Source organism: Brachyspira hampsonii (genome assembly GCF_001746205.1).
Lineage (GTDB): Bacteria > Spirochaetota > Brachyspiria > Brachyspirales > Brachyspiraceae > Brachyspira > Brachyspira hampsonii_B.
Map to the genome: position 1 here is coordinate 165,044 of NZ_MDCO01000010.1, position 12,913 is coordinate 177,956.

Sequence of the window (12,913 nt, forward strand, 5' to 3'; positions counted from 1 at the left end):
AAACTCCTATTAAATTATTAATGATTAATATTAAATTGCTATGCTTAAACTTTCGCCTTTAGTTATGCTTTCCAAATTACTTTGTTCATTGAAGATTTTTGCATATTCTCCGTTTAAGCTCATCAATTTATCATGATTTCCTTCTTCCATTATTATTCCATCTTTTAAGAAATATATATGATCAGAAGGCACACAGTTATAAAGTCTATGAGATATTAATATAACAGTCTTTTCTTTGGCAATATCTCTTATAACCTTCATAATGCTTTCCTCGCTTTCAACATCAACATTAGAAGTAGCCTCATCAAATATATATATATCAGCATTAAAAAGTATAGCCCTAGCTAAAGCTAATCTCTGTCTTTGTCCTCCGGATAAATTAGCAGCCTTTTCCATTATTACTGTATTAAGTCCGTTTTCAGTCTGTAGAAAATCATAAAGTTCAACTTTTTTTAATGCCTCATTCATCTGATTTTCTGTTATTGTGCTGCCTGCCATTTTTAAATTATCATATACTGTTCCTTCAAACAAATAACTATTATGATCTACAGAGGCTATTTTTTTGTATAAATCATCTTTATTTATTGTATCAAGCTCTATGTTTCCAATTTTTATTGAGCCTTTATAATTTTCATTTCTTAATGATATAAGCCCAGCAATAGTGCTTTTACCGGAACCTGAAACTCCTACTATAGAAACAAATGATTTTTCTTTTATAGTCATATTAATATTTTTTAATATAGTTTTTTCTTTATTGTAGGCAAAACTTACATCTTTAAATATAACCTCTTTATTGTCTTTACTAATATTATTTATTCTTTTATCATCATCTTTCATATCAAGTATTTCAAACATCTTATCGCTTGCCGATATGCCATTCATAGCAATATGAAAGAATGAGCCTAAAAGTCTTAATGGAATAAAAAACTCTGCAGAAAGCATTATTATAGTAAATGTGCCGGCAAGATTAATATTTCCTTTCATATATTCAAGTACAGATATTATCACTCCCAAAGCAGCTCCTCCATACGCTATTATATCCATTATAGTTGTAGAATTAAGCTGCATAAAAAGAAGATTCATAGTAGCAATTCTAAATTTTTCAGCTTCTATATTCATCTCTTCATTTTTCTTTTTATCAGCTTTATATATTTTTAAAGTGGTAAGTCCCTGCACATCTTCTAAAAATATCTCTCCCAAATTGCTGTAGCTTCCCCAATATTTTTTTAATATTTTTTTAGCAATTTTTACTATAGCAATAATTGATATAGGTATAAGAGGTACACATATTAAAAGTATAACAGCCGATTTTATGCTTATAGTAGAAAGTACGCAAAAAAGAACTATAGGAGCTATCATACTATAGAAAAACTGCGGAAGATATCGTCCGAAATAAGTTTCTAATTGATCAACTCCCTCCATAGATATTTGTACTATTTCACTTGTAGAAAATTTTTCTTTATATCTGCTTCCTAGTGTAAGAAGTTTTGAATACATTTTTTCTCTTAAAGTCTGCTTTACTCTTCCAGAAGCATGATATGACATGTCGGCCATTAAAATATTAAATCTGAACCTTAATATTATTATAACAAAAATAGCAATAGCCGTTTTTAATATATCTTCTTTTAGTACATTACCTTGTGAAGCCTTCTGTATAATATCGGCCATGAAAAATACAGCTGTTATATTCAGAGCCAAATTTACAAGCTGTATTATAACATGCCATGCTATGTATTTTTTAGCATTGCCCATTAATGATATTAATCTTCTATTAATCATAATTTTTCCTTTTATTTTTTATTTATATATATTAATAAATGGTTCTTTTTATTATTTCTTTTATTACAGAACCATCATAATTAGCATTAATCATAGAATTTATAATAAATGATAATATTGTATCTATAAATTTATCAGCTGTAAAATTATTATTAAATGCATCTTCCCTTACTTTTTTATCATTCATAAGAGTTTTATATAATCCGTCTTTAATATGTTTTTGTACTTTATTCATCATATTAATGCCTTTGCTTTTATTTTTTCCAAAGAGCATAGTGGAATGCATAGATAAAAAATTAGGATATTTTTTGTTTCCTTTATCCAAACTTTTGAATATAGTATCAACAATATCTAAAAAGTTATCAGATTCCAAACAAACATTTAAAGGATGAAATATATCAAGCCATACGCTTACTATAACAGCAATAGTTAATTCCTCTTTAGACTTAAAATAATTATATATAGATCCTACAGCAATATTAGCTTCTTCAGCAACTGAACGCATATTAATAGAATTAATACCTTTTCTTTTTATTAATTCTCTGCTTGCTTTTAATATATCTTCTTTTGAAGTTATAATATTATTCATTAAATAGTCCTTTTTTATATAGTTTTTTTTAATATATTATCTTAGCCGAATATTAATTTTATCAGCTATGTGCAAGTTTTGCTTGTTCAAATACATAATAAGCATTGCTATATATTGAACAATGTTCAGTATTATTTAAAAATAAAAGTTCAATACATACTGCTTAATACTTTTATATTGAACATTGTTCATTATAAACCATATTTAAATTTTGTCAATACAATAATTTGTAATATTTTATAATATGCACATTATATTTTTTATGAGTATTTATATATATTTTTACTTCTGTTATAAAAGTCATGAAAAAGTTTATTATATGTTTTTAATATTTGAATATATTTATATAACCATATTTTTGTATAATAAGAATTGTATAAAAATTATAAAATATATTTTATAGTTTTTTAAGTAATTTTATAGAGCATTTAATATTTGTTATTATGGTTATATAGAACTATAAAATATATTATTTGTAGTTTTATTACTAAAATATAGCCTTTATTACATAATGAATAGAATTTTAATTAATTTAGTAAAAAATATTAAATTATAATTTAATATTTTTTACTAAATTAATTATTTGCTGTTTATAATAATATAATTATAAATATTTTTTACTAAATTAATTATTTGCTGTTTATAATAATATAATTATAAATGTTTTTTAGTAAATTAATTATTTGTTGTTTATAATATAATTAGAGATAGTTGTTTATATGAAAGATAAAAAGTTAAAAAATGAATTAAAAAAAGTAGAGGTATCAAAAGAAGAATTAGAAGCAAAGGAAATACCGTTGCTTTTTAGTATTGTAAATTTTTCTTCCAATATACCGGTTTCTATTTATGCAGATACTATAGGGATGAAAACTTCTGAATCATCATACAGGGCTGCGATGCATTCAGAAGTAAATAGAAATATTAGTGAGGAATATCTTTTAAACTCTAAAAAATCATCAATAGATTTATCTACTATGTTAAATGTTGTAAGTTATTCATTATTTCCTATAGATGCGGCTTTAAGTAACAGGGTATTATTAGAAGAAGAAGTGCATAAAAAGGGAAATGCATTGAAACTTCCGCTGTATAAAAACATTAATGCCCCTATAGGATCTGTAATAAGGTCAAGAAGAAGTAGAAGAGATTTTAAAGGCAATCCATTAACATTAGTTGATTTATCTACTTTGCTTTATTATGGAGATGGGATTTCAGGAGATTTTGATTTTAATTTAAATAAAAATGAATATGGTACAATAACTTTCGGAGATAAATATATATCAAAGGTGAGAACAGCTCCTTCAGGCGGAGGACTTTATCCTATATATCTTTATATAGTCGCACTTAATATAAATAATCTTGATAAAGGTATATATAAATACATGCCTTTTACTCATTCGCTTGAAAAAATAAAATTATTTAGCAATGAAGATTTAGAAAATTATTATAATAATAATTTTTTCGGAGGCGGTATAGATTTAAGAAAAGTAGCATTATCTGTTTATTATGTTTATAGTTTGTATGAGAATTCGAGGAAGTACGGAGATATGGGACTTCAATTTGCTTTGATAGAAACAGGAGAGATTGCTCAAAATATACAGCTTACTGCTGCTGCAAGCGGTATTTCTGCATGTGATATTGGAGGATTTAATAAAACTTTATCCGAAGATTTACTTAATATTGACGGTAATACAAATCATGTTGTGCATTTGACTTTACTTTCAAAATAAAATAATTAAATTTATGTTATATAAAATATATAAAAAATAATAGGTTAGTGAAAATGGCTAAAAAAAATATTAAACTTTATGATAATGTAAGTATTTTCTTTAATTCTGATGATGAGATTAGATTTAGAAAAGGAGTATGGAATTTTGAGGAGGCTTCTTTAGGGCTTAATGAATTAAATGATGATATAAAAGAAGCTGTTATGTTCATTTCTAAAGAACTTTTTGATGATAAACTAATTTCTTTTGATGATATAGTAAAGAAATTTTCTCTTAATGATAAAGATAGTAACTTTTTGAATGATATCATATCTTCTCTTATAGGTAATAGATTTTTAGAGTATGATGATAAAAAAAATAATATGCTTAATACTGTTTATGAGTTTATAGGAGAATATTTTTATGATATACCAGATGAAAGTAAGGTTCAGAAGAATAAAATAATGTTCATTACTGATAATGACAGATTAAAAGAGTATGCAAAATTAACATCAGAAGATTTGTATATGAATGTCATCATGATGGATATTGATGATATAAAAAAAATAGAGAAAGCAAATCTTACAGATACTACAGATGCCATTGAAAATATAGAAGAACATAAAGAATTAATAAAATTATTTGATGATATTTCCTGTATTGTTGTAAGTGTTGAGAAGCCTAGATTAAATTTACTTAGAAATATAAATAGACTTCTTCTGGATAAATCTATACCAATAGTTATATCAATATTAGATGGACCATTTTTAAATATTACTACAATAAAAGGTAAAGAAACCGGATGTTATGAATGTTTTGAAAATAGAGTAGTGGCTAGAAATGAAAGTTTATCAGTTTATAATAAATTTGTTAAGCAGACTATGAATTTTAAATATAATGCTAAAAGAACTTATATAATACCTATTTTACAGACATTTACTTCTCTTGCATTATACGAAGCATTTTTATTTGCATCTATAGGTAAATGCAAACTATCAGGGCGAGTTATTAATGTTTATATACCTTCAATAGAGATTCAAATTCAGGATTTACTTAGAGTACCTTTCTGTCCTGTTTGCGGTCATATAAGTAAGGCTAAATATAATGAGATGTATACTTCTTCAAAAGAGATAATAGAAAAATTTTCAAGCAAAGTAATAATAAAATGATTAAATAATGGACAATATATGATTAAATATTACCCAAGCCATAAAAATATATTAAATAAATACAATTCTATTTGCGGCCATCAGACAGGTATTATGGATTCTCTTATTATAATGCAGGCTAATTCTGTTATTGCTAAAAATATCAATACATGTACTGCTATGCTTCCGGATTATCATAAAATATTATTAGGCGATAATGCTGAAGTTAATTATCATCTTTCAGGTTATGGTATTTATAGAGATGAGGCTGTTATTAGATTATTGGGAGAAGGCATTGAAAGATATGCATTATTTACAGCAAATTTATACTTTGAAGAAAAATTAAAATATGCCTCCTATAATCAATTAAAAGAAAAGTATCCTGATAATATAATACCTTTTGAATATGTTAAAATATATAGCGATGAAGACTGTAATAAATTAAATAGTATAGGTATTTTAGAAAATATAACAGAAGATGATGTATTGTCTTGGGTACTTCTTCCTTCTTTATTTGACAAAGAAAAAGAGTATTATGTACCTGCACAGAATTTCTTTTTATCTCATATTATTAGAAGGGATAAGAAGGAAAAGATATTTATAGGAGGATTTTCAAAGGGAAGTGCAAGTCATAAAAGTATTCCGCTTGCCTTGAAATCTGCTGTCAATGAAATTATAGAATGCGATGCATGCATGATAAAATGGTATACAGAGAGTAAAGTCAAAGAAGTTATTATTGATGATGATATTCTTAATGAAGTTATAAATAGTATTTTAAAAGATATTGATTATAATATTAGAGTTTTTGATTATACAGTTGATAAAAAATTAGGATATGTTTTTACTGTTATGCTTGTAAATAAAAGTGAAAAATCTCCTTATATTGTTGTAGGGGCTTCTTCGGGGCTTAATCCTAGAAAAGTTATATACAGAGCCTTTATGGAGGCTTTAGCTATACTTACATTAAATATTAACGGACCTTTATCAATGCCGGCGGATTATTTGGATACTGTATCTGAAAAAAATTATCTTAATCTTGACAGTAATGTCAATTATTGGGCTGATGCTGGCAATAAAGATAAGAATTTAAAATTTATTAACAGTAAAGTTCAGGAAAAAATCGAATTAAAAAAATATAAAAACCTTGAAGTAAATACTGAGTCTGATTTGGAGTATTTATTAAAAGGTCTTTATAATGTATCTAAATATGCAGTTTATTTGGATATTACATCTGCCGAAATATCGGATAAAGATTTGCATGTTATTCGTGTATATATTCCGGAGCTTGTTCAAATGTCAATGCCTGCTTTCCCTTACAGTAAGCACCCTAGAATTATTAATAATGGAGGAATTTCAAATAATGAATTTCCACACCCATTACCTTAGTGCTTTTCTTGTACTGCTTGCCATTTCTTTTCCTACTTCTTTGGTAGGAATATTTTTCAAATTAAATTTAGGAAAGATTAATACTATACTTCCAAATAGTTTAAGTTATCTTTTATTTGTGATAATGGTATTTTTTACAGGATATATAGGAATAATTAATTATCATATTGATATTTATTTTGTTGTTTTAGCTTTTATTATGTCCTTTGTATGTATTGGATTAGAAATATTTGAGGCAATGCTGATTCATTTTTTTAAATATAAATTCTGGATAAAAAGTATAGAAGTTCATGAAATAATAGAAAAAAATAATATATTATTTGATATAATAATAATATTCATAGGTGCTTTATGTGAAGAGGTGATTTTCAGGCAGGTTTTTTTTAATATCACTTATAATATATTTAATATTAATATTCATATTATTATTATACTTTCAGCATTTGTATATTCCATTAATCATATATATTTCGGAGCTAATGCTGTATTTCAGAAGTTTATTGTAGGTATTATTTATTCTTTATTGTTTGTATTTTCTTCTTTTAGTATAATAGCACCTGTAATTACTCATTTTTTACAGAACTTTATTTTATATATACTATCATTTAGAATAAATAAAAGAGAGGCATTAAATTGATATTTTTAACTCTTTTACCTTATATAGCGGTATCTTTTATATTAGGCATTATAATCAAGTTTTTAGAACATACTAATATAATTAATAATATTTGTTTTAAATTAATGAATCATAGCAAGCTTGAATATGATGAAATGTATGTTTATGTAAGCACTTATATATATTGGCTATTAATGATTTTTTTTGCTGTTATAATAAGTTTAGTACAAAAACAAAATATTTTATTCTATTTATGTATAGAAAGAAAATATGTAATTTATATTTTTATAAATATTTTTGCTGTTATATCTTCTTTTGAATTTATTATGAGTGTAATAAGTATATTAAATAGAGATATAAAAGTAAATACTATCTTTAATAATATATTATTGGTTCCTTCAGTATATATGCTTTATTCTTCAAGAAGAAATCCTAAATGGACTTTGATAATGTTTGCCAGTATAATTAAATGTTTATTCTTTAACGGAGTAATATACTCAGCTGTGAAAATGAAGTTTAGCGATTACAGTATATTTTTTATTATTTTCATAGTAAGTATTTTATTTTCATTAGAAGAAATTTTGAGAGTAAATAGTATAAAGCAGGCATTGATATTTACAATAGCTTGTTTTGTTGTTACAGCTATTAATACTATCTCATTTGAGTATAGCGGAAGTTTAATTCCTTCTATATTTGCCAATATATCTTTTACGCTTTATTATTTTGGGCAGTTTGAGAATATGGGCAAATTTTATAAAAATTAGGTATTAATTTTTTTATATATTTTATATAGAAAATTTAATATAAAAAACATCAAAAGGAGTTGTTATATGATTAGATATTCTTCTAAACTAAGAACAACATGTTCTCTAAAAAGTCAATCTGTTGTGTTGACTCCTGGAGGATGTTGCTGTACTTGTTGTTGTACTTGCTGCGTTAGCATAACAATCAACAAGTAATTTATTATAATAGTTTATAATAAATTAATAGGCCTGCTGTATTAGTTTTATTAATACAGCAGGTTATTTATGATAATAATTAAGTTGGTTATAATGGAAACATTGATTAGTGCTAGAAATATAGAAAAGAAATTTAATAAAAATGTTATTTTAAAAAATGTTAATTTTGATATAAATAAAGGTGAAATAATAGTACTTGTAGGTCCTAATGGGTCAGGAAAAACTACATTAATTAATATATTATTAGGAATATTAAAAGCTGATAAAGGCGAATTAAAAATAAATATAGATAATTATAAAAAACATATAGGAGTTCAGCTTCAGTCTACTCCATTTTTTGATGGATATAGTGTAAAAGATAATATATTAATGTTTTCAGCACTTTATGATATAAAGATGACCGATGAAGAAATAGAAAGCATTACAAAAAAATACGGATTGAATCCTAAAACTCTTGCTATAAAACTTTCAGGGGGTGAACAGAAGAAACTTGCTATAATGATAGCTACTATGCAAAATCCGGACTTACTTATATTTGATGAGCCTACTGCAAGTTTGGATCCTAGAGAAAGGTATAATGTTAAAAATATGTTATTAGAGTTTGTTAAAAATAATAAGACTATACTTTTTACTTCTCATGATTTAGAGGAAGTTGATGACCTTGCTGGCAAAATAGTATTTTTATATAAAGGCGAGATATTAGAAAGTGGCAGCAAAGAAGAACTTTTAAATAAATATAACTTTGACAGTTTGGAGAAGCTTTACCTGCATATTACTAAATATTAATATGTTTTTGAAATTTTTAAATTTTATGTAAAATAATAATAAATAAAGAGTAATTATGAAAACTATATTTAAACTTACAATGAAAAAAGCTATAAGAGATCCTTTTCTTATATTTTGGTCTATATTTTTTCCTTTGGTGATAGTTATATCATTAGGGCTTTTTTTCAAAATGGAAAGCTATACTGTGCATATACTTACTGCTATGAGTTGTGTGAGTGTTCTTGCTTATTCTTTTATGACTACTAGTTTTAATGTACTTAGTCAGAGAATGCGAGGCGTTTATAATCTGCTTAAAGTAACACCTCTTCCTTTATACAAATATATTATAAGTTTATCTTGTGCTTGGGTAATAATATCTATTATAAGTTGTTTATTTGTATTTTTTGTATGTGCTTTATTTTTTAAATTAGAATTTTATTTTGTTTCTATACTTTTATTTTTGCCTGTAATTATATTGGCATCTTTGCTTTATATATTTATAAGCTTCTTTGTTTCTAGTCTTGTAAAAAATAATGAGACAGCAAGTATATTATATAATATTATTTTAATGGCTTCTATGTTTTTAAGTGATGGGTATTATTCATTATATAATGCTCCTAATATAGTGCAAATTTTAAGCAAATTAAATATTTTTCAGTATTTTTTGAATGCTTTTAGAGGTGCTTTTTATTTTGATTTTCATGCTTATTTTATTGGTATAGCTGTACTTCTAGTATGTTTAATAATTGCTTTAATTCTTGCAGTTAATACTTTTAGATATGCTGATAAATAATAAATTATTTTTTTTAGTTATTGACAAAATTCTTTATTTATCTTACCTCAAAAAATATATTATAATTAGTTTAGGATTAGTATTAATGTATATAGAAAGTGATATTATAAGAGGTAATATAGATGCTGTGGTTCTGCATTTTTTGGAGTATAATGATTCTTACGGTTATGAGCTTTCTAAATTAATTACTGATAAAACTAATGGAGAATATGAGATTAATGGTCAGACTTTATACAGTGCTATAAGAAGGCTCTTAAGGTAAGAAGTTAATAGAAAGTTATTGGGGCGATGAAAGTCATGGCGGAAGAAGAAAATATTATAAAATTACAGAAGAAGGTAAAAAGTTTTTGAAAGAAGATAGATATATATGGCTATTCACAAAGAAGATAATAGATAAACTTCTTGATATTGAATAGATTTTATATAAAAGAGAAACATTATGATAGATGATTTTTGTAATGAACTGAAAAATAAATACCCTAATACTTAAAAAATTAGAGATCAGATTGAAGAGTTTAGAAATTATTTATATATGAAAAGTGAAGAATATATAAATGATTCTAAAGAAGAAGCTTTTAAAAAGGCTCTTAAATCTTTCGGGAATGTAGATTCACTTCTTGAAGAATTATCCAAGGATGCAAAAATTATTAATAAATATATATTATATTTATTTGCCGGTATTATTGATATTTTTATTGCGGCTTTTTTAAGTTTATTATTATGCTTTATATCTTTGAAAAATAATAATATATCATTTTTTTCTTATATAAATAATTCATTGATTGCTAGTATATTTTTTATTATTTCTGGAATAATTGCTATTTTTTTAACTACAGTTATACCATTTATTAATATGCGTAGTATATATGAGGTAGTTGAATATACTTATAATTATTATAAAATCAATTTAAAATATTCTATAATAGGTTTTTTTATTATATCTTTAGCCGTATTTATATTCAATATGTTCTTTAGTCCGCATCATATTTGGTTTGTATTTGTTATTATATATTTTTTATCTTGGCCTTTGACTGTATTTTTCTTTTATAAGTTTTTTAAAAATTCTGATAAAAATATTAATGGAAATAGTAATGAATATTAATGAGTTTTATAAAAATATTAAAAAGAAATTCCAAATACTAAAGAAGTACTTGAACAGTTAGATGAAATAAAATATATGCTTAATTCTAAAGTTAAAGATTAGATTATGTAAAAAATGGAATGAAATATGAAGAAGCATGCACTAAAGCTATAGAAAATCTCGGAAATATTGATGAAGTTTTTGAAGATATAAGTAAAGATGCTAAAATTGTTTATAATGTTTATATAAAAATATTAACAGCTTTAATATCATCTTTTTCTGCAGCTTTTTTGGCTTTTATTTTGGGTTTGATTATAGATAATTTAAGTTTTTTTAATGAAACTACTAAAATCGGATATAAACTTACTATGCCTTATTTTTATTTGATGTTATTTATTTATATAGTTATTTATTCGCTTTGAAATTTTTCTGATAATATCAAACCTAAAATAATAAAGTATAGTCATGATATTTATAAAATTAATTTAAAAAACTCTATTATTGCAGTTATAATTTATTCAGTAGTAATGCTTGTTATAAATATTGTTACTATTAAATATAATCATTATTTATGGTTTGTTTGGGCTTTATGGGAATATTGAATTGGACTATTTTCTATAATTGCAGATTATCATTTATTTAGGAGTAAGATATTTGAATATAAAAAATAAATTTACAAATTATATTGACATATATAATACTTATGCTATAATTGTAATATAATATAAATAGTAGGTGTACTGCTTTGAAGAAAATATTATTAGTATTTCTTATATTGTCAAGTTTTCTTTTTGCTCAGAATGATTTTGTAAAATCTGGTTTTCATTATAGTTATAATTATTTTGGGTTTCCATTTTCTGTTGATTTAGGATATGCATATAAAAAGAATTCACATTTTGTATATGTACCTCGTGTAGGAATAAGTTTTGATTACGGCTCTGAGTCATCATTTGGAATATTTGCTAATATTGGAATGGAGTACAGATACAGAAGATTTTTTATAGATTTAAATTATAAACAAGGAATAACGCCTCCTTTTTCTACATTTAATTATAAAGATTTAGAATATTACGGACAATTAAAATTAGGATATTCTTTTGATAATGTAATGATTTATTATGGAATGAATATAGGAAAGATACTTTCTTCTGAGAGGGAGGTTTACAGATTAAGTTCTATTTTTAAGATTAATCAAAGTGTTGGTTTAAGTTCTACATTTGTTGATGACGGAGTTAATAAGTTGAAATTCAATGCTGGAGTAGGGGCAAGTATTATACCTAATGAAAATCAGTATTCGTATAATGTTTCAGCTAGTATGCCATATTCATTCTTTCATTATTGGGGAGAGCTTGGTATTATGCCTTATATAGGATACAGTGCTTATTTTGATAAAAGCGAGAAAAAATATTCTATAGGGTTTAAATATTTATACTCTCTTATGATGATGCCTTTAAGTAATTTAGAAGCTCATCTTAAAAATATGGATTTTCTTACATTTGTTCATCTTGAATATAAATTTTTTATGAGATTTCTTCCATCTGGTTTTAATGATATATACTTAGTTGCTTTTGGAAATGTTGGATACGGAAAATATTTTGAAAGCAGTATTGATAAAGGAAATTTATTATATGTTGTTGGCGGAGGAATAGGATATAACCTTTACGGCTCAACACCTTTGCAATTAACTTTTGGTATTGATAATAATAAAAGTTTGGTTATGAATTTGATAATAAGCACTATAGTGTTTTAATGTTTTGGAGTTTATTATTTATGGCGGATATCAAAAATAAAATAATATTTTCTTTTTTGTGCTTAATCTTTTATACAGCATTGAGTTTATCATTTTATTTAATACCTTTTGATTCAGAAGTATTAAGTTTAATTGCAATATTTTGTACTACTATATTTAGTGTATTTTTTATACTTCCTGCTTTTTTATATTCTCCTATTTATTCAATAGTGATTGGCATTTTATATTATATATTTTTTAGATTGTTTGAAATTATAAGTATGAAGATAAAAGACAAAGCGTTTTTTGCTAATACGAATAATTTGAATAAAGAGAATTAACATTATTACCAAGCAGTTTTATGT

Annotated in this window: 16 protein-coding genes; 14 read left to right on the forward strand and 2 right to left on the reverse strand. The window is 24.5% G+C overall.

The genetic code is table 11. The annotated features are described in order from the left end of the window. Positions 1–30: 30 nt before the first annotated feature. On the reverse strand, positions 31–1,779 hold the full coding sequence (locus BFL38_RS08385; protein ID WP_069726632.1) for an ABC transporter ATP-binding protein/permease: 1,749 nt from the start codon (positions 1,777–1,779) through the stop codon (positions 31–33). 31 nt (positions 1,780–1,810) lie between these two features. Continuing rightward, positions 1,811–2,368, reverse strand: coding sequence for a TetR/AcrR family transcriptional regulator (locus BFL38_RS08390; protein ID WP_069726633.1), 558 nt, complete (start codon positions 2,366–2,368; stop codon positions 1,811–1,813). Between the two features lie 719 nt (positions 2,369–3,087). Between BFL38_RS08390 and BFL38_RS08395 the strand changes: the two genes are divergently transcribed. The 14 genes from BFL38_RS08395 (at position 3,088) to BFL38_RS08450 (ending at position 12,889) form a co-directional block, all read left to right on the forward strand. Further along, positions 3,088–4,095 (forward strand): SagB/ThcOx family dehydrogenase, encoded by a 1,008-nt coding sequence (locus BFL38_RS08395; RefSeq protein WP_069726634.1) that lies wholly within the window; start codon positions 3,088–3,090, stop codon positions 4,093–4,095. 53 nt (positions 4,096–4,148) lie between these two features. Continuing rightward, the gene (locus BFL38_RS08400; protein WP_069726635.1) at positions 4,149–5,240 is read left to right on the forward strand and encodes a streptolysin associated protein SagC; all 1,092 of its coding nucleotides are present in this window, start codon (positions 4,149–4,151) and stop codon (positions 5,238–5,240) included. Between the two features lie 18 nt (positions 5,241–5,258). After that, positions 5,259–6,605, forward strand: a complete 1,347-nt coding sequence (locus BFL38_RS08405) for a YcaO-like family protein (protein WP_069726636.1) — start codon at positions 5,259–5,261, stop codon at positions 6,603–6,605. Continuing rightward, positions 6,562–7,242: a CPBP family intramembrane glutamic endopeptidase gene (locus BFL38_RS08410; protein ID WP_256097229.1), complete on the forward strand. Its 681-nt coding sequence runs from the start codon at positions 6,562–6,564 to the stop codon at positions 7,240–7,242. The genes BFL38_RS08405 and BFL38_RS08410 overlap by 44 nt, the downstream gene beginning before the upstream one ends. Continuing rightward, positions 7,239–7,985 (forward strand): SagF family protein, encoded by a 747-nt coding sequence (locus BFL38_RS08415; RefSeq protein ID WP_069726638.1) that lies wholly within the window; start codon positions 7,239–7,241, stop codon positions 7,983–7,985. Before BFL38_RS08410 ends, BFL38_RS08415 begins: the two co-directional genes overlap by 4 nt. A gap of 66 nt (positions 7,986–8,051) precedes the next feature. Next, the gene (locus BFL38_RS15855; protein WP_142950335.1) at positions 8,052–8,180 is read left to right on the forward strand and encodes a streptolysin S family TOMM toxin; all 129 of its coding nucleotides are present in this window, start codon (positions 8,052–8,054) and stop codon (positions 8,178–8,180) included. 93 nt (positions 8,181–8,273) lie between these two features. Further along, entirely contained in the window at positions 8,274–8,966 is a 693-nt protein-coding gene (locus BFL38_RS08420) for an ABC transporter ATP-binding protein (RefSeq protein WP_069726704.1), read from the forward strand. Between the two features lie 55 nt (positions 8,967–9,021). Then, complete coding sequence (locus tag BFL38_RS08425) at positions 9,022–9,738, forward strand: ABC transporter permease (RefSeq protein ID WP_069726639.1); 717 nt, start codon at positions 9,022–9,024, stop codon at positions 9,736–9,738. 85 nt (positions 9,739–9,823) lie between these two features. Beyond that, positions 9,824–10,000, forward strand: coding sequence for a PadR family transcriptional regulator (locus BFL38_RS15470; RefSeq protein ID WP_256097230.1), 177 nt, complete (start codon positions 9,824–9,826; stop codon positions 9,998–10,000). A gap of 7 nt (positions 10,001–10,007) precedes the next feature. Beyond that, the gene (locus BFL38_RS15475; RefSeq protein WP_256097236.1) at positions 10,008–10,154 is read left to right on the forward strand and encodes a helix-turn-helix transcriptional regulator; all 147 of its coding nucleotides are present in this window, start codon (positions 10,008–10,010) and stop codon (positions 10,152–10,154) included. 116 nt (positions 10,155–10,270) lie between these two features. Then, positions 10,271–10,840, forward strand: coding sequence for a permease prefix domain 1-containing protein (locus tag BFL38_RS08435; protein WP_438357071.1), 570 nt, complete (start codon positions 10,271–10,273; stop codon positions 10,838–10,840). A gap of 119 nt (positions 10,841–10,959) precedes the next feature. After that, the gene (locus BFL38_RS15480) at positions 10,960–11,241 is read left to right on the forward strand and encodes a hypothetical protein (protein ID WP_256097231.1); all 282 of its coding nucleotides are present in this window, start codon (positions 10,960–10,962) and stop codon (positions 11,239–11,241) included. 323 nt (positions 11,242–11,564) lie between these two features. Then, positions 11,565–12,569 (forward strand): hypothetical protein, encoded by a 1,005-nt coding sequence (locus tag BFL38_RS08445; protein WP_069726640.1) that lies wholly within the window; start codon positions 11,565–11,567, stop codon positions 12,567–12,569. 20 nt (positions 12,570–12,589) lie between these two features. Then, entirely contained in the window at positions 12,590–12,889 is a 300-nt protein-coding gene (locus tag BFL38_RS08450) for a hypothetical protein (RefSeq protein ID WP_069726641.1), read from the forward strand. The last annotated feature ends 24 nt before the right edge of the window (positions 12,890–12,913 follow it).